At 71.5% G+C, this 17,899-nt stretch carries 14 protein-coding genes; 3 read left to right on the top strand and 11 right to left on the bottom strand.

All coding sequences use genetic code 11. The features are described 5' to 3' along the window. Positions 1-21: 21 nt before the first annotated feature. The 9 genes from ACIGFK_RS09615 to ACIGFK_RS09575 form a co-directional block, all read right to left on the bottom strand. Positions 22-738, bottom strand: a complete 717-nt coding sequence (locus ACIGFK_RS09615) for an ABC transporter ATP-binding protein (protein WP_376660745.1) — start codon at positions 736-738, stop codon at positions 22-24. After that, positions 735-1,769 (bottom strand): ABC transporter ATP-binding protein, encoded by a 1,035-nt coding sequence (locus ACIGFK_RS09610; RefSeq protein WP_400051135.1) that lies wholly within the window; start codon positions 1,767-1,769, stop codon positions 735-737. The genes ACIGFK_RS09615 and ACIGFK_RS09610 overlap by 4 nt, the downstream gene beginning before the upstream one ends. 3 nt (positions 1,770-1,772) lie before the next feature. Further along, complete coding sequence (locus tag ACIGFK_RS09605; RefSeq protein WP_376660747.1) at positions 1,773-3,593, bottom strand: branched-chain amino acid ABC transporter permease; 1,821 nt, start codon at positions 3,591-3,593, stop codon at positions 1,773-1,775. Between the two features lie 5 nt (positions 3,594-3,598). Continuing rightward, the gene (locus tag ACIGFK_RS09600; protein WP_376660748.1) at positions 3,599-4,528 is read right to left on the bottom strand and encodes a branched-chain amino acid ABC transporter permease; all 930 of its coding nucleotides are present in this window, start codon (positions 4,526-4,528) and stop codon (positions 3,599-3,601) included. Between the two features lie 119 nt (positions 4,529-4,647). After that, a complete protein-coding gene (locus ACIGFK_RS09595) occupies positions 4,648-5,880 on the bottom strand; it encodes a branched-chain amino acid ABC transporter substrate-binding protein (RefSeq protein ID WP_376660749.1) in 1,233 nt (410 codons plus the stop codon). 300 nt (positions 5,881-6,180) lie between these two features. Then, positions 6,181-6,816, bottom strand: coding sequence for a Tat pathway signal sequence domain protein (locus tag ACIGFK_RS09590; RefSeq protein ID WP_400051132.1), 636 nt, complete (start codon positions 6,814-6,816; stop codon positions 6,181-6,183). After that, a complete protein-coding gene (locus ACIGFK_RS09585) occupies positions 6,813-7,208 on the bottom strand; it encodes a hypothetical protein (protein WP_386465220.1) in 396 nt (131 codons plus the stop codon). Before ACIGFK_RS09585 ends, ACIGFK_RS09590 begins: the two co-directional genes overlap by 4 nt. A 56-nt stretch (positions 7,209-7,264) precedes the next feature. After that, positions 7,265-7,723 carry a PaaI family thioesterase gene (locus ACIGFK_RS09580; RefSeq protein ID WP_376660752.1) on the bottom strand — a complete coding sequence of 153 codons (459 nt, stop codon included), beginning with the start codon at positions 7,721-7,723 and terminating at the stop codon, positions 7,265-7,267. Between the two features lie 66 nt (positions 7,724-7,789). Next, positions 7,790-10,060 (bottom strand): FdhF/YdeP family oxidoreductase, encoded by a 2,271-nt coding sequence (locus ACIGFK_RS09575; protein WP_400051129.1) that lies wholly within the window; start codon positions 10,058-10,060, stop codon positions 7,790-7,792. A 133-nt stretch (positions 10,061-10,193) separates the two neighbouring features. Here ACIGFK_RS09575 and polA point away from each other — a divergent pair, with 133 nt between their 5' ends. Further along, positions 10,194-12,917: a DNA polymerase I gene (gene polA, locus ACIGFK_RS09570; protein ID WP_376660754.1), complete on the top strand. Its 2,724-nt coding sequence runs from the start codon at positions 10,194-10,196 to the stop codon at positions 12,915-12,917. Between the two features lie 33 nt (positions 12,918-12,950). Here the strand turns inward: polA and ACIGFK_RS09565 are convergent, their stop codons facing one another. Continuing rightward, positions 12,951-13,805, bottom strand: a complete 855-nt coding sequence (locus ACIGFK_RS09565) for a DUF4184 family protein (RefSeq protein WP_376660755.1) — start codon at positions 13,803-13,805, stop codon at positions 12,951-12,953. Between the two features lie 249 nt (positions 13,806-14,054). On the opposite strand from ACIGFK_RS09565, the gene ACIGFK_RS09560 reads away from it, so the two are divergent. After that, the gene (locus ACIGFK_RS09560; protein WP_376660756.1) at positions 14,055-14,195 is read left to right on the top strand and encodes an SPW_0924 family protein; all 141 of its coding nucleotides are present in this window, start codon (positions 14,055-14,057) and stop codon (positions 14,193-14,195) included. Between the two features lie 15 nt (positions 14,196-14,210). Continuing rightward, positions 14,211-15,191: a DUF3068 domain-containing protein gene (locus ACIGFK_RS09555; RefSeq protein ID WP_386465229.1), complete on the top strand. Its 981-nt coding sequence runs from the start codon at positions 14,211-14,213 to the stop codon at positions 15,189-15,191. On the opposite strand, the gene ACIGFK_RS09550 is transcribed toward ACIGFK_RS09555, so the two are convergent. Next, entirely contained in the window at positions 15,181-17,898 is a 2,718-nt protein-coding gene (locus tag ACIGFK_RS09550) for an ATP-dependent RNA helicase (protein ID WP_400051126.1), read from the bottom strand. The genes ACIGFK_RS09555 and ACIGFK_RS09550 overlap by 11 nt on opposite strands. Position 17,899: the final 1 nt, after the last annotated feature.

The raw sequence follows: 17,899 nt of genomic DNA, 5'->3' as shown, positions 1-17,899 counted from the left end.
CACGCGTTCAACAGGGGAGGGTCAGTCCTCGCCGAGGTAGGCCTTGCGGACGTCCTCGTTGACGAGGAGGTCGCTGCCGGGGCCGGTCAGGACGACCTTGCCGATCTCCATGACGTGGCCCTGGTCGGCCAGGGACAGCGCGGCCTGGGCGTTCTGCTCGACCAGGAGGATGGTCGTGCCGGAGGCCTTGAGCTCGGCGATCGTCGCCATGATCTTCTGCATCATGAGCGGCGAGAGGCCCATGGAGGGCTCGTCGAGCATGAGCAGCTTGGGCTGGGACATGAGCGCGCGGCCCATGGCGAGCATCTGCTGCTCACCGCCCGAGAGGGTGCCGGCGGCCTGCTTGCGGCGCTCTCCCAGGATGGGGAAGAGGTCGTAGGCGCGCTGGACGTCCTTCTGGATGCCGTCCTTGTCGCTGCGGAGGAAGGCGCCGAGGAGGAGGTTGTCCTCGATCGTCATGCGCGGGAAGATGTGCCGCCCCTCGGGGGAGTGGGCGAGTCCGAGCTGGACGATGTCGTGCGCGGCGACCTTCTTGAGCGACTTGCCCTGGAACTTGATCTGGCCGCCCTTGGGCTTGATCAGGCCGGACAGGGTGCGCAGGGTGGTGGTCTTGCCGGCGCCGTTGGTGCCGATGAGGGTGACGATCTCGCCCTCGTTGACGGTGAAGGAGATGCCCTTGACGGCTTCGATCTTGCCGTAGGCGACGCGGAGGTCTTCGACCTCGAGGAGTGCGGTCACTTGGCTTCTCCGTCCGTGCTGGTGGTGCTGTCCGCCTGGGTGGCGTCGTCGGAGGCGGTGGCCTCGTCGGAGGCGGCGGGTTCGGCGTCGTCGCCCTCGGCCTCGGCCTCTGCCGCGTCGTCGTCGGCTTCGGCGGTGGCCTCGGCCTCGGTGTCGGCGGCCTCGGGCTCGGCGGCGGCGGTGGCCTCGGCTGCCTCGACCTCTGCGGCTTCTTCGGCGCCGGGGGCGCCTTCGAAGGGTTCGCCGAGGTAGGCGGCGATGACGCGCTCGTCGCCCTGGACTTCGGCGGCGGTGCCTTCGATGAGCTTTTCGCCCTGGACGAGGCAGGCGACGCGGTCGCAGAGGTTGAAGATGAAGCGCATGTCGTGCTCGATGACGAGGACGGCGATGCCCTTGTCCCGGATGGCGAAGATGAGTTCTTCGGCGGCCCGGGTCTCCTGCGGGTTCATGCCGGCGGTGGGCTCGTCCAGGAGGATGAGGCCGGGGTCGCTGGCGAGGGCGCGGGCGATTTCGAGCTTGCGCTGTTCGCCGTAGGGGAGGTTGCGCGCGAGGTGGTCGGCCTTGTGGTCGAGGCCGATGAACTCGAGGAGTTCCATGGCCTTGGCGCGGCTGGCCTCTTCGGCGCGGGTGAAGCTGGGCAGGCGCAGGAGGGCGGACCAGAGGCCTTCCTTGGTGCGCGTGTGGCGGCCTACGAGGACGTTTTCCAGGACCGTCATGTTGTTGAAGAGACGGATGTTCTGGAAGGTGCGGGCGATGCCGGCCGCGGTGACCTTGAAGGACTTGGGGGGCAGGACCGTGCCCTTGTACCGGACTTCGCCCTCGGTGGGGATGTAGAGGCCGGTGAGGCAGTTGAAGAAGGTGGTCTTGCCGGCGCCGTTGGGGCCGATGAGGCCGACGATCTCGCCGCTGCGGACGGTCAGGTCGACGTTCTTGACGGCGGTGAGGCCGCCGAAGCGCATCGTGACGCCGCGGGCGTCGAGGACCGTCTCGGTGACCTTTTCGGCCGTTGCGGTGGTCGTGGTCGTGGTCATGTGTCAGGCCCCTGTCTTGCTGAGGACTGCGGGCGCTTCGAGGTCCTTGTGGAGCTCGAGCTGGTTGCGCCGGTTGGGGATGATGCCTTCGGGGCGCAGGCGCATCAGGATGATGAGAGCGACGCCGAAGGCGAGGAGCTGGTAGTCGCCGAGGAACTGCATCTTGTTCGGGATGAGGAAGAGCAGTGCGCCGCCGACGAGGGGTCCGCTGATGGTGCCCATGCCGCCGAGGACGACTGCGGCGAGGAGGAAGGCGGAGTTCGGCGGGACGGCGTTGGCGAACACGTACTGGTCGGGGGTGACCGTGTAGTTGACGTGTGCCTGGACGGCTCCGGCGAGGCCGGCGAGGGTGGCGCCGAGGGCGAAGGCGATGAGCTTGACGCGGAAGCCGTTGATGCCCATGGCTTCGGCGGCGGTCTCGTCTTCGCGGATGGCGACCCAGGCGCGGCCGATGCGGGATTCGGCGCTGCGGCGGAAGACCATGATCACGATGAGGGTGACCAGGAGCATCAGCAGGAAGTAGTTGGCGAAGCGGCCGATGGTGAATCCGGCGATGACGTGGCTGGCGCCGAAGTCGAATCCGAAGAGGTCGACGTTGGGGATGCCGGCGATGCCGTTGGGGCCGTTGGTGATGTCGGGGCCGGAGGTGCCGTCGAGGTTGTTCATCGAGATGCGGAAGATCTCTCCGAAGCCCAGGGTCACGATGGCGAGGTAGTCGCCGCGCAGGCGCAGGGTGGGGGCGCCGATGAGGACGCCGAAGATCATGGATGCGCCGGCGCCGATGAGGAGTGCGGCCCAGAAGGGGAGGTGCACGCCGAAGGGGGAGTTGGGGGAGCCGGAGACCATGGCCGCGGTGTAGGCGCCGACTCCGAGGAAGGCGACGTAGCCGAGGTCGAGGAGGCCGGTGAGGCCGACGACGATGTTCAGGCCGAGGGCGACGGTGGCGAAGATGAGGATGTTGACGCCGAGGGTCGCGTACTGGTCGTCGGTCTGGGTGAGCGGGAAGGCGGCGGCCGCGACGAAGGCGCCGACGAGGGCGACGTTGCGGTGCTTGGCGGTGAGTGCGGTGAAGCGGGCCACCAGGCCGGCCTTGTTGAGGGCGGCGAAGCCGAACCCTGCCGTGATCAGGAAGCCGATGAAGAGTTCCTGGTAGGGGGTGGTGATGCCGTAGGTGAAGATGCCGAGGGTGACGGCGAGGACGGCGGCGATCAGGAGGATCTCGGTCCAGGCCGGGAGGGGCTTGGCGGGCCGGGGGGTTTCGGCGGCGAGGGCGGCCTTGAAGGTCGTCCAGCGGTTGCCGATGTGGTGCTTGCGCTGTTCCCAGGCGCTGTCGTCGGGGTCGGGTCCTTCGAGGACGGGGTGCTCGAAGGGGAGTGCGAGGGCGCCGACGAGGGCGAGGAGGGAGGTGGCGGCGACGGCGAAGCCGCCGGGCTCGAGGTTGACGACGCCGCCGAGGGTGGTGGTGATCGAGATGACCGTGTACCAGGCGGTGGCGAAGGCGGCGAGCGCGGAGAGCTTGAGTGCCGCGTCGGTGCCGGCGGGGGCGAGCCAGCCGAGGCCCTTGACTCCGTAGGAGGCGAGGCCGAAGAGGGTGGTGAGGACGCCGCCGACGAGGACGAGCCACTGGAGGCCGCCGGGGTACCCGATGACGGTGAGGTTGCCGGGGTAGGCGGCGGTCCAGGTCCAGGAGAGGAAGCAGGAGATGACGGTGAGGGCGCCGCCTGCGGTGGCGAGGGCGCGGCCCGTCTTCTCGGGGAGGGCTATGAGGCCTCGGGCGGGGGTGGTGGTCACGGTGTCCGTGGATGCTGCGGTGGTGGTCGTCATCTTTCTCACGCCCTGTCCGCCACGCGCTCACCCAGCAGGCCTTGGGGCCGGAAGAGGAGCACGAGGATGAGGAGTACGAACGCCCAGGTGTTGCCCCAGGACTGGCCGCCGAGCTGCTGCATGCCGGGTACGTCGGCGACGTAGGCGGTGGTCAGCGTTTCGGCGAGGCCGAGGACGATGCCGCCGATCATGGCGCCGTAGATGTTCCCGATGCCGCCGAGGACGGCTGCGGTGAAGGCCTTGAGGCCGAGCAGGAAGCCCATCTTGAAGTTGACTTCGCCGTACTTGAGGCCGTAGGCGACGGCTCCGATGGCGGCGAAGGCCGCGCCGAGGGCGAAGGCGACCGTGATGATGCGGTCGGTGTTGATGCCCATGAGCTTGGCGGTGTCCGGGTCCTGCGCGGTGGCCTGCATGCCGCGGCCGGTGCGGGTCTTCTTGACGAAGAAGCCGAGGAAGGCCATGGAGACGGGGGCGGCGAGGAGGAGGAAGACGTCACCGGTCTGGATGGTGATGCTGCCTATGTGGAAGGGTCCGCCGGGGATCTCGGGGAAGACGATGGAGGACTTCGCGTCGGGGTACCAGGCCCATACCGCCTGCTGGAGGGCGAGGGAGAGGCCGATGGCGGTGATGAGCGGGGCGAGTCGTGGCGCGGAGCGCAGTGGCCGGTAGGCGAAGCGTTCGGCTCCGACGGCGATGAGGGTGGCGACGAGGATCGCGCCTATGATCATGAGCGGCAGGGCGATCCACATGGTGGTGCCGCCGGGGAGCATCAGCCAGACCGTGAGGGCTCCGAACCCGCCGGTCATGAAGATCTCGCCGTGGGCGAAGTTGATGAGCTGGACGATGCCATAGACCATGGTGTAGCCGATGGCGACGAGCCCGTACATGGATCCCAGTAGCAGGCCGTTGACCAGCTGTTGCGGCAGTTCGTGCACCGCAGGTCCTCCGAGTCTTTCGACGGATGTGACACCGCGCGGGGCGCATTGTGCGCGCCCCGCGCGGCAAATGAGGGGTGAGGGGCTAGCGAGTCAGCGAGCTAGCCGCCGCTGGCGGTTCAGCCGCCGAGGGTGCCGGACTCGACAGCCTTGAAGTCGTCGCCCTCGACCTTGTAGACGGTGAGCTGCTTGTTGGTCGCGTCACCGAACTCGTCGAAGGAGACCTTGCCGGTCACGCCGTCGAAGGAGACGCCCTGGACGGCCTCGAGGACCTTGGCGCGGGCGTCGGCCGGGAGCTTGCCGTTGTTGGCGTCGACGACCTTCTTGACGGCTTCGATGACGGCCCAGGCGGAGTCGTACGAGTAGCCGCCGTAGGCGGAGTAGTCGTCCTTGTAGCCGGCCTTCTTGTAGTTGTCGATGAACTCCTTGGCCGAGGGCAGGCTCTCGACCGGGGCGCCGACGGAGGTGGCGAAGTCACCGACGGCGGTGGCGCCGGCGAGCTCGACGTACTTCTTGTCCTTGATGCCGTCACCGCCGACGAGCGGGATGTTGGTGCCGGAGGCCTTGATCTGCTTGCTGAGCGGGCCGGCCGCGGGGTACTCGCCGCCGTAGTAGACGACGTCGGCGCCGGAGCTCTTGACCTGGGTCACGATGGCCGAGAAGTCCTTGGACTCGGGGTCGATGTGGCCCTCGCCGGCGACCTGGCCGCCGAGCTTGGTGAACTCGCCCTTGAAGGTTCCGGCGAGGCCGGCGCCGTAGGTCTTCTTGTCGTCGATGATGAAGACCTTCTTCTTGCCCGCCTTGTTGAAGAGGTACTGCGCCGCGTACGGGCCCTGGATGGCGTCCGTGGTGGCGGTGCGGAAGTAGCTCTTGTAGGTGCGGGTCTTCTGGCCCTCGGCCCACTTGGGGCCCTGGGTCAGGGACGGGCTGGTGTTGGCCGGGGAGATCTGGGCCAGCTTGGCGTCGTCGAAGACCTTCTGCATGGACTCGGAGACCGAGGAGTTCAGCGGGCCGACGACGCCGAGGACGTCCTTGTTGGCCGTGAGCTTGGTGGCGTTCTGCTGGCCGGAGGAGGCCTGCGCCTGGTCGTCGAGGGCTTCGATCTTGAAGGTGACGCCCTTGACGTACTTCTTCTCGTTGGCCTGCTTGGCGGCGAGGTCCGCGGAGTTCTTGATGCCGAGGCCGAGAGCGGAGAGGTCGCCCGTCAGGGGCGCGTCGACGCCGATGACGACGGTGGTGCTGCCGCCGTCGGCGGTGGCTCCGCCCTTGTCGTCGCGGGAGCCGCAGGCGGTGAGAGTGAGGGCGCCCGCAGCGAGGGCGGCGGTCACGGCGATGAGCTGACGATGACGCACGATCAGTCCTTTCCTGGCGCCGCGTCCCCCGTGGGACGCGTCGAGTCGAACGCGGGGAACCGAACTGAAGGAAATCCGGCGGTCGCGGTAACTGGCGGTGACTCTAGGCGGCGGATCGCGGGTTATGGAGGGCTGAGGCCAATGATGTGACTCTCTTGTTATGCCACGGCGTAATGCATAGCGGATGACTGCGGGTGGAACGGGGGAATTCAGGCCGTTTCGTCTTGTCCGCATGTTGAGACGGGTGAGGATCAAACCTCGGTATGGCTGCTGTCTTGCCAGGACTCTGGCGGTTTTTGGTCATGACGGCCCGGGGGTGGCGACGTCTCGATCTTCGGGACAGGCCCTGGTCAGAGCGACGGAAAGATCCCTGGCATAACGGTCACCGGGGATGTAACTGTGATCCTCTTTCTGGAATCCATTACTGAGGGTTACCTCAAGGAAAGGGAGTCCGGAATTCCGTGCCACATGCACGCAGTCTTCCGCCCGGAAGAGCACCGCGAGGTCGCGCGCTTCTCCGGGACCGACCGTGACCGGCAGCGGTGGCCGGATCGTCACGCTCAGCGCCCGGGAGGGCTGGCCGATCCGCTCGACCGTGACGGCGCCGGTGCCCCGGTTCCGCACACGGACGGTGAGCGCGAACGCGCTGCCGTCCGGGGCCGGCTCCAGGGGTTCCACATAGGTGAGGGCGACGGACTGCGACGGGGCGGGCGGCGGCGGAGCCGCGACCGGCACCGGCCGCGTGGCGTACCAGCGGGCGGCGCCCGCGGCCAGCAGGGCTGCGGCCGCCACGGCGAGGACGGCCCGGCGGTGGCGGGCGTACCCGTCGCCGAGGCGGCGCACGGCCCGGGCGGCGGGCGTACGGGGCGCCGCGGGCGGGCGCTCGCGGCCCTCGGTGCCGTCCCCGGGCTCGACGGGGCCTATGCCGCCGCTCACCAGGGGCCGCCGGTCGGGGTGCCGGAGCGGTAGTGGCCGGCGCAGCGGCGGGCGGCCTCGCGGGCGGTGAACTCGCGGGCGGCGGCCGGTCCTCGGGTGCGCTGCTCGGTGCGGGCGCCGTCGAGGACGGCGCGCAGGATCTCGTTCTGGTCGCCGGACAGGCCCATGGCCTGGTAGTCGAGGCCGACGGCGTCCCGGTCCTGGCCGGCGTCGAGGACCACTCCGGCCCAGTGGGTGATCAGGGTGGTGCACAGCTCCTGGGGGGAGGTGGTGTGCGGGGCGGGGGCGTCGGAGGCGGAGGGGGGCGGTCCGCATGCGAGGAGCGCGGCGGCCAGGAGTGCCGTCGCCGCGCAGGCGGCCGTGGCGCGCCGCGGCGCCGGTCCCGATCCCATGCGGGAACGCTAGACCGGCGCCGGGGGCTGCACAACTGCTCGTATCGGCCGTGTTGTTAAGACTGTGTGTCGCGCAGCAGGCAGGTGAGGCGGGCGGTGCAGACCCGGCGGTCCTCCTCGTCGCTGATGACGATCTCGTAGGTGGTGGTGGAGCGGCCGCGGTGGACGGGGGTGGCGACGCCGGTGACGGTGCCGGAGCGCACTCCGCGGTGGTGGGTGCAGTTCAGGTCGACGCCGACGGCGATCTTGTCGATGCCGCCGTGCATCATGGCGCCGACGGAGCCGAGGGTCTCGGCGAGGACGGCGGAGGCGCCGCCGTGGAGGAGTCCGTAGGGCTGGGTGTTGCCCTTGACGGGCATGGTGGCCACGACGCGGTCGGCGGAGGCTTCCAGGATGCGGATCTCCATGCGCTCGCCGAGGGCTCCCGCGGAGAACAGGGCGGGCAGGTCGATGCCCTTGGCGGAGTACTGGTCGAGTACTTCCTGGGGGAACTTCACTGCGTGCTCGTTGCCCATGGGCCGGCTCCGTTCGTCAACGGTCGTTAACCTGATTTTCCTTGGGGGTCGTTCTATCAGGCCCGCTCAGGACGGTTCGAAGCGGATGACGACGGACTTGCTCGCGGGGGTGTTGCTGGTGTCCGCGGTGGAGTCGAGGGGGACGAGTACGTTCGTCTCGGGGTAGTAGGCGGCGGCGCAGCCGCGGGCGCTGGGGTAGTGCACGACGCGGAAGCCGGGTGCGCGGCGTTCGACGCCGTCGTGCCACTCGCTGACCAGGTCGGTGTAGGAGCCGTCGGCCAGGCCGAGTTCGGCGGCGTCGGCGGGGTTGACCATGACGATGCGGCGGCCGCCGGTGATGCCGCGGTAGCGGTCGTCGAGGCCGTAGATGGTGGTGTTGTACTGGTCGTGGCTGCGCAGGGTCTGCAGGAGCAGCCGGCCTTCGGGGAGGCGGGGGTACTCGACGGGTGCGGCGGTGAAGTTGGCCTTGCCGGTCTTGGTGGGGAAGCGGCGTTCGTCGCGGGGGGCGTGGGGGAGCCGGAAGCCGCCGGGGTGGGCGATGCGGGTGTTGAAGTCCTCGAAGCCGGGGATCACGCGGGCGATCCGGTCGCGGATGGTGGCGTAGTCCTTCTCGAATTCCTCCCACGGGGTCTTGGAGGCGTCGCCGAGGACGGCGCGGGCCATGCGGGCCACGATCGCGGGTTCGGAGAGCAGGTGGGGGCTCGCGGGGGCGAGGTTGCCGCGGGAGGCGTGGACCATGCCCATGGAGTCCTCGACGGTGACGAACTGCTTGCCTGCGGCCTGGACGTCCTTGTCCGTGCGGCCGAGGGTGGGCAGGATCAGGGCGCGCCTGCCGGTGACGGCGTGGGAGCGGTTGAGCTTGGTGGAGACGTGGACGGTCAGGGAGGCGCGGCGGATCGCGGCTTCGGTGACCTCGGTGTCGGGGGTGGCGCCGACGAAGTTGCCGCCCATGGCGAAGAGGACCTTGGCCTCGCCGTCGCGCAGGGCCTGGATGGAGCGGACGACGTCGTAGCCGTGCTCGCGGGGCGAGGTGATGCCGAATTCGCGGTCGAGGGCGTCGAGGAAGGCCGGGGCGGGCCGTTCGAAGATGCCCATGGTGCGGTCGCCCTGCACGTTGGAGTGGCCGCGGACGGGGCAGACGCCGGCGCCGGGGCGGCCGATGTCGCCGCGCAGCAGGAGGAGGTTGACGACCTCGCGGATGGTGGCGACGCCGTGCTTGTGCTGGGTGAGGCCCATGGCCCAGCAGACGATGGTGCGCTTCGAGGCCAGGATCATGGCCAGGGCGCGTTCGATCTCGGGGCGGGTCAGGCCGGTGGCGGTGAGGGTCTCGTCCCAGTCGGCGTCGCGTGCGGCGGCGGCGAGCTCTTCGTATCCGTGGGTGTGCTCGCGGATGAAGGCCTCGTCGGTGGCGCCCTCGGTCTCGATGACGAGTTTGTTGAGGAGGCGGAAGAGGGCCTGGTCGCCGCCGATGCGGATCTGGAGGAAGAGGTCGCCCAGGGCGGTGCCCTTGAGCATGCCGGCCGGGGTCTGGGGGTTCTTGAAGCGCTCCATTCCGGCTTCGGGCAGCGGGTTCACCGAGATGATCTTCGCGCCGGCGGACTTGGCCTTCTCCAGGGCGGAGAGCATGCGGGGGTGGTTGGTGCCCGGGTTCTGTCCGGCGACGATGATCAGTTCGGCCTGGTGGAGGTCTTCGAGGGAGACGCTGCCCTTGCCGATCCCTATGGTCTCGGTCAGTGCGGAGCCCGAGGACTCGTGGCACATGTTGGAGCAGTCGGGCAGGTTGTTGGTGCCGAATTCGCGGGCGAAGAGCTGGAAGAGGAACGCGGCCTCGTTGCTGGTGCGGCCCGAGGTGTAGAAGAGGGCTTCGTCGGGGGAGGCGAGGGCGGTCAGCTCCTCGGCGATGATCGTGAAGGCCCGCTCCCAGGTGACGGCTTCGTAGCGGTCGGCGCCTTCGGGGAGGTACATGGGCTCGGTGATCCGGCCCTGCTGGCCCAGCCAGTACCCGGAGCGGCCGGCGAGGTCGGAGAGGGGGTGCGCGGCGAAGAAGGCGGGGGTGACCCGGCGCAGGGTGGCTTCCTCGGCGACGGCCTTGGCGCCGTTCTCGCAGAACTCGGCGGTGTGCCGCTTGTCGCCCTCGGGCCAGGCGCAGCCGGGGCAGTCGAAGCCGTCCTTCTGGTTGACCTTGAGGAGGGTGCGCGCGGTGCGGGCGAGGCCCATCTGCTGCTGCGCGATCTTCAGGGTGTGCCCGATCGCGGGCAGGCCGGCGGCGGCGTGCTTGGGGGGCGCGACCTGCGGCGCGTCCTGTACGGGATCACCTGCGGGCGGCTTGGTGGCCATGTCGCTCCCCTTTGAGCTGTCGAGCATCGCAGCGCGGGCGGCTGCGCGTATCCGGGTCGGCATCCGATCCTGTCACGCCCCGGGCAGATTGCCGACGCCGGAATTGTCAGCGGGGCCGCCTAGGATCTGGGGTGTGGCAGAGAACGCATCGAAGAAGACCGACCAGACGACCGCAGCGGACCGCCCCCGCCTGATGCTCATGGACGGGCACTCCCTGGCGTACCGGGCGTTCTTCGCGCTGCCCGCGGAGAACTTCACGACGGCGACGGGCCAGCCGACGAACGCCATCTACGGCTTTGCGTCGATGCTGGCGAACACGCTGCGCGACGAGGCGCCCACGCACTTCGCGGTGGCGTTCGACGTGTCGCGCAAGACGTGGCGGTCGACGGAGTTCCCCGAGTACAAGGCGAACCGTTCCAAGACCCCGGACGAGTTCAAGGGGCAGGTGGAGCTGATCGGCGAGCTCCTCGACGCGATGAAGGTGCCGCGGTTCGCGGTCGACGGTTTCGAGGCCGACGACGTGATCGCGACGCTGGCGACGCAGGCGGAGGCCCTCGGTTTCGACGTGCTGATCGTCACCGGCGACCGGGACTCCTTCCAGCTCGTCTCCGAGCACACCACCGTGCTGTACCCGACCAAGGGCGTTTCCGAGCTGACCCGGTTCACCCCGGAGAAGGTGGAGGAGAAGTACGGCCTCACCCCGCAGCAGTACCCGGACTTCGCGGCGCTGCGCGGTGACCCGTCCGACAACCTGCCGGGCATCCCGGGCGTCGGTGAGAAGACCGCGGCCAAGTGGATCACCCAGTTCGGGTCGTTCGCGGAGCTCGTGGAGCGTGCGGAGGAGGTCAAGGGGAAGGCCGGGCAGAACTTCCGGGACCACCTGGAGGCCGTCAAGCTGAACCGGGTCCTGACCGAGATGGTCAAGGACGTCGAGCTGCCCAAGACCCCCGCCGACCTGGCCCGCGCGCCCTACGACCGGTCCGCGGTGACCGGTGTGCTGGACGTGCTGGAGATCCGCAACGCCTCGCTGCGCGAGCGGCTGCTGGCGGTGGACCCGGGCGCGGAGGAGGAGCAGGCGCCGGTGCCCGCGGCGGCCGGTGTGGAGCTCGACGGGTCCGTGCTGGGCGCGGGTGAGCTGGCCCCGTGGCTGGAGGCGCACGCGGGCGGGCCGCTCGGCGTGGCGACCGTCGACAGCTGGGCGCTGGGCCAGGGCAACGTGAGCGAGATCGCGCTGGCCGCGGCCGGGGGTGCGGCCGCCTGGTTCGAGCCGTCCGGGCTGGACGAGGCCGATGAGCGGGCGTTCGCGGCCTGGGCCGCCGATGCGGCGAAGCCGAAGGTCGTGCACAACGCCAAGGGCCTGATGCGGGTGTTCCCCGAGCACGGCTGGTCGCTGGACGGCGTCACGATGGACACCGCGCTCGCCGCCTACCTGGTCAAGCCGGGCCGCCGGTCCTTCGCGCTGGACGTGCTGTCCAACGAGTACCTGCACCGTGAGCTGGCGCCGGCCGCCGCCGACGGGCAGCTGGCCTTCGGCGCCGACGACACGGCCGAGGCGGAGGCGCTGATGGCGCAGGCCCGCGCGGTCCTGGACCTCGGCGACGCCTTCGCGGAGAAGCTCGACGAGGTCGGTGCGGCCGGGCTGCTCCACGACATGGAGCTGCCGACCTCCGAGCTCCTGGCCCGGATGGAGCGGGCGGGCATCGCCGCCGACCGCGACCACCTGGAGGCCATGGAGCAGCAGTTCGCGGGCGCCGTGCAGCAGGCCGTGAAGGAGGCGCACGCGGCGGTGGGCCACGAGTTCAACCTCGGCTCGCCCAAGCAGCTCCAGGAGGTCTTCTTCGGCGAGCTGGACCTGCCGAAGACGAAGAAGACGAAGACGGGCTACACCACGGACGCGGACGCGCTGGCCTGGCTGGCCACGCAGACCGACCACGAGCTGCCCGTGATCATGCTGCGGCACCGGGAGCAGGCCAAGCTGCGCGTCACCGTCGAGGGCCTGGTCAAGACGATCGCGGCCGACGGCCGGGTGCACACGAGCTTCAGCCAGACGGTCGCCGCGACCGGCCGGCTGTCGTCCACGGACCCGAACCTGCAGAACGTGCCGGTGCGCACGGACGAGGGCCGGGCGATCCGCCGCGGGTTCGTCGTCGGCGGGGGCTACGAGTCGCTGATGACCGCCGACTACAGCCAGATCGAGCTGCGCGTGATGGCGCACCTCTCCGAGGACGAGGGCCTGATCGAGGCGTTCGCCTCCGGTGAGGACCTGCACACCACCGTCGCCTCCCAGGTGTTCGGCGTGGAGCGCTCGCAGGTCGACGCCGAGATGCGCCGCAAGATCAAGGCCATGTCGTACGGTCTCGCGTACGGTCTGTCCGCGTTCGGTCTCGCCCAGCAGCTGAACATCGAGCCCGCCGAGGCGCGCGGCCTGATGGAGACCTTCTTCGAGCGGTTCGGCGGGGTCCGCGAGTACCTCCAGCGCGTGGTCGACGAGGCCCGTGCCACCGGGTACACGGCCACGATCTTCGGCCGCCGCCGCTACCTGCCCGACCTCAACAGCGACAACCGCCAGCGCCGCGAGGCCGCCGAGCGGATGGCGCTCAACGCCCCGATCCAGGGCACCGCGGCGGACATCGTCAAGGTCGCGATGCTGCGCGTGGACCAGGCGATCGCCGAGGCCGGGCTGGCCTCGCGGATGCTGCTCCAGGTCCACGACGAAATCGTGCTGGAGATCGCCCCGGGCGAGCGCGAGCGGGTGGAGGAGCTGGTGCGCCGCGAGATGGGCGCCGCCGTCGAGCTCCGGGCCCCGCTGGACGTGTCCGTGGGCGTCGGCTCCGACTGGGAGTCCGCCGCGCACTGATCGGCGTACGGTCTGCCGGGCGCCCGTCCCCGCCTACGCGGTGGGGACGGGCGTCCGCGTTTCCTCGTCCGAGTCCGACCGGTCCGGGGCCGGGCGGTGGCGCAGCCGTACGAGGGCCCCGTACAGCAGCAGGCCCACGGTGAGGCCGCCGCCCGCGCCGAAGCAGATGGTCGGGATGATGTCGAGCGGCGTGTGGATCGCATCGAAGAAGGTGAAGAACCGCAGGACGCGCAGCACGATCCCGACCGCCGTGCAGACGAGGACCAGGGTGAGCGCGCCCCACCGCTCGGCCCGGCTCAGGACCGGGACGGACGCGGGCTGCGGGGAGGCCGGCAGGCGGCGCAGCGCGGTCGCCGTGAACCACAGCAGGACGCAGGCCGCGATCAGCGAACCGCCGTACTGCAGGTACAGGTAGAGGGGGAAGCCGAAGGCGAGGGGCCTGCCCAGGTCCAGGGCGTTGGTCCCCCAGCGGTCGAGGTGCGTGAAGCTGTCCCACACCACGTGCGTGAGGGATCCGATGACCGCGGAGAGGTAGAACCACACGGCCAGCGCCGGGAGTCGGCGCCCGCGCCACTCCTCGCCCCGTACGAGCGCGTGGACCCGGCCCCGCCGGCCGCGGGGCAGCAGCGCGATCAGCGGCTCGCGCAGCAGGAGCCAGCACGCGGCGAGGACGGCGGTGAGGGCCGCGTCGACGGTCACGATCCCGGGCAGGGAGTGCGCGAAGGTCCCGTACGGCTTGAGGCTCGCGACGATGGTGGCGGCGAAGTAGAAGGTGTCCGGGGCGAAGGAGCCGAGGACCAGCGCCGAGGCCACGAGGGGGCCGCGCGCACGCCCGGTCCGGCGGACCGCCGGGAGCACGGCGGCCGCGTGGCTCAGTGTGAACGGCATGGCGCGTCTCCTCGTTCGGTGGGCCCGGCCAGTATGCGGTGACCTGTCCGTGACATCGGGAAGGACGCGTCCGGGGCCCGGCGGGCTCCCGGGAGCGCCATGGGCCATGTCACATTCCCGGGCCGGACGGGCCGGACGGGCCGGGCCGCGCAGGCCGGACAGGCCGGATCGGCCGGACGGTTCTCATCTCGCGTCCGCATTGCTACGGTGCCTCCGCCCTGACGCCCTATCAGATTCCGGAGGCCCGGCATGCGCGCACTCATCGCCGCCGCCAGCGGGCTCGTCCTCGCGGTGCTCCTCGTCCTCGCCATCACGGCGTTCGGGTCGCCCGAAGGAAAGACCTCACCCAAGCCCCTGCTCACCACCGCGCCCGCCGCGCCCGGAAAGTAAGAGGAGGGCCCGGCCGTGCGACGCAGAGCGAGCCTTGTCCTGCTGGCCCTAGCCGTCTTCTTCGCGGCCCTCGCGCCGCTGCTGCGCTGGTACGCGTACCCGCGGCTCGCCAAGATCCCGCCGGAGCAGTACCAGGAGATGGTCCTGGAGGCGAAGGACGCGACCCTGCTCGACTACACCGGCGGCATGCAGCCGAAGAAGGTCGACAAGGTCACCATCGTCCAGACCCTCAAGGGCAACGTGGAGGCCTCGAAGGAGATCGAGGCCAGCGCGGGCAAGGACGTGGTCGTCTGGGACACGCTGTCCTACATCATCGGGCCGGACGGCAAGATGGTCTCCCAGATCCCCGAGCGGTACATCTTCGACGCGCACACCCAGGACCCGGTGCACGCCACCGGCGAAATGGTCGACGGGGACCCGGTCAAGCGCGAGGGCATCGAGTTCAAGTGGCCGTTCTTCACCGAGCCGCGCGACTACCTCTACTTCGACGCGCAGACCCGCACCGCGTCGCCGATGCACTACGTCGGCCCCCGCACCTACCGCGGCATGGACGTCTACCTCTTCGAGCAGACCGTGCCGTGGACCAAGGTCCCCATGCCCAAGAAGATGCCGATCGAGGGCATCGACCCCGCCACGATCGAGTCCGCCACCGGCACCACCCTCTGGTACACGGTCAAGGCCCGGTTCTGGGTGGACCCGGTCACCGGGGCGCCCGTCAACGCCGAGCAGGACATCCAGCAGGAGATGCGCGGCGGCATCGCCGCCGGCGGACCCGACGGCAAGCTCACCGCCTTCGCCGGGCACGTGACCATGCGCGAGGACTACGCCAGGTACACGGTCGACCTGGTCGGCGCCAACCGTACGAAGGTCCTCGCGCTCCACACCTATGCGCCGATCGGCCTCGCGGCCGGCGGGCTCGTGCTGCTCGGCCTCGCACTGTGGCTGGAGGCCCGGGGCCGGCGGGCCCGGGCCCCCGAGGCGGGGTTCAGCGCCTGAGCCGGGCGTTGGTGTGGCGGGTGGGCTCGGCGGTCGCCGGGTCCTCCGGCCACGGGTGCTTGGGGTAGCGGCCGCGCAGCTCGGCGCGGACGCCCTTGTAGCCGCCCTGCCAGAAGGAGGCGAGGTCCGCGGTGACGGCGGCCGGGCGCCCGGCGGGCGACAGCAGGTGCACGAGCACCGGCACCCCGGCCACCTTCGGGGTCTCGGCCAGCCCGAACAGCTCCTGCAGCTTCACCGCGAGCACCGGCTGCCCGTGCTCCGCCGAGTAGTCCACCCGGATCCGGGACCCGCTGGGCACCTCCAGCCGCTCCGGAGCCAGCTCGTCGAGACGGGCGGCCTCGCCGGTGGCCCAGGGCAGCAGCCGGTTCAGGGCCTGCCCGGCGTCGATCCGCCCCAGGTCGGCGCGGCGCCGGGCCCGGGACAGCTCCGGCTCCAGCCAGTCGCCGGCCCGCTCCAGCAGGGCGGCGTCCCCTTCCACGTCGGGCCACGCGCCGCCGAGCGTGCGGTGCAGGAAGGCCAGCCGGGCCCGGAGCGCGTGCGCGTCCGCGGACCAGCGCAGCAGGCCGAGCCCCTCGGCGCGCAGGCCGTCGAGCAGGGCGGCCCGGACGAGCGCCGGGTCGGGCTCGCGCAGCGGACGTACGGCCAGCTCGATCGCCCCCAGCCGCTCGGCGGAGCGCGCGACGAGGTCCCCTCCCTCCCACCGGACCTCCTCGCCCTCGGCCAGCAGATGCGCGGCCGCGGCCCGGGCGGTGGCCTCGTCGATCGCCGCGGCCATCCGCACGCGCGCCGAGGCGGAGTGCGGGGGCCTGTCGGCGACGGCCACGGCCAGCCAGGGCGTCTTGCGCAGCGCGGACCCCTCCGAGAGCTCGGCGGCGGTGCCGCTGGCCATGAGGAAGGCGGTCTCGTTCTTGGCCCGGGCCACCCGCTCGGGGAACGCGAGCGCGACGACCAGCCCGGCGGCCAGTTCATCGGGCGCGGCGCCGTTGCCGGGGCTCCGCCCCGCACCCCGCTCCTCAGTCGCCGGAGGGGCTGGATTTCGGGCAACTTCAGTCTCGCCGGCGTTTGAGGCGCGGGGGTCCGGGGGCGGAGCCCCCGCCGGGTCCGGGGCGGAGCCCCGGGACGGGGGGCTGGGGGCGGAGCCCCCGGTTTCGGGAAGGGGCGGGGTGGGGGAAAGCCCCGCAGGGTCGAGGGCCGCACGCTCCAGGCGGCGGGCTTCCGCGCGCCAGCGCGGGGCGTACCCGTCGCCGCCCCGACGGGCCGCGCGCCACGCGCCCGCCAGGTCGTCCCCGTACTCCCGCGGCGGCTCCTCGCTCAGCAGCGCCACGACCTCCGCCGCCCGCCGGGCGCCCACCGCCTCCGCGCCGTCCAGCAGCGCACGCGCCAGCCGCGGGTGCAGCCCGAGCCGCGCCATCCGCAGCCCCCGCGCAGTCGGCCGCCCCGCAGCGTCCACCGCGCCGACCGCCACCAGCACCTCCCGCGCGGCCGCCATCGCCCCGGCCGGCGGCGGGTCCGGCAGCGCCAGCCCCGTCGCGTCCGGGTCCCCCCAGCACGCCGCCTGCAAGGCGAACTGCGCCAGGTCCGCGATCCGTATCTCCGGCGCGGGGAAGGCCGGCAGCCGCCCGTCCTCCGCCTCCGCCCAGCAGCGGTAGACCGCCCCCGGAGCCTCGCGCCCCGCCCGCCCGGCCCGCTGGCGTCCGGCCGCGCGCGAAGCCCGTACGGTCGCCAGCGCACCCAGCCCCCGCGCATGGTCCACGCGGGGCTCGCGGGCCAGCCCGGAGTCCACGACCACCCGCACCCCGGGCACGGTCAGGCTGGACTCCGCCACCGCGGTGGAGAGGATCACCCGGCGGCGCTCCGAGGCGGTCAGCGCCGCCTCCTGCACCGCCGCGGGGGCCCGGCCGTGGAGCTGGAGCACCTCCGCGTCCGCCCCGCCCAGCAGACCCGCGACCCGGGAGATCTCCCCGACACCGGGCAGGAAGCACAGGACGTCGCCGGAACGCTCCGCCAGCGCCCGCCGCACCACCGAGGCCACGTGCGTCAGCTGCGCGGGATCCACCCGCATCCCGTGCGGCGGCCGCACCGGCCGGGCCGGCGGCGCCCACACGGTCTCCACCGGGTAGGAGACCCCGGCCGCCTCCACCACCGGCGCCCCGCCCGGACTGCCGCGACCAAGAACGCGCGCCCACCCGGCCGCGTCGGTCGTCGCCGACGCCGCCACGAGCCGCAGCTCCGGGCGCAGGGTCTCCCGTACGTCCACGAGGAAGGCGGCGACGGTGTCGGCGTCCAGGTGCCGCTCGTGGCACTCGTCCAGGACGACCACGTCCACGCCGGCCAGCTCCTGGTCCCGCTGGAGCCGCTGGAGCAGCACGCCGGTGGTGACCACCTCCACGGCGGTGTCGCGGCCCACGACCCGCTCCCCGCGCACGGTGAAGCCCACGGACCCGCCGACGGCCTCGCCCAGCAGCCACGCCATCCGGCGGGCCGCCGCCCGGGCGGCGATCCGCCGGGGCTCGGCGACCACGACCCGGCGCCGCGGCCCGCCGCCGGCCAGGCCCGCCAGCACCAGCGGCACCAGCGTGGTCTTGCCGGTGCCGGGCGGGGCGCAGAGCACGGCCGCGCCGTGGCCGTCCAGGGCGGACGTGAGCGCGGGAACGGCTTCCCGTACGGGAAGGGAGTCGAGCGCGGACTGGCGCAGCCGGCCGTTCAAC

It is taken from the genome of Streptomyces sp. NPDC085524 (assembly GCF_044541755.1).
Classification (GTDB): domain Bacteria; phylum Actinomycetota; class Actinomycetes; order Streptomycetales; family Streptomycetaceae; genus Streptomyces.
Note: the sequence above shows the minus strand (reverse complement) of the source record. Positions and strands in the feature narration are given on the sequence as shown.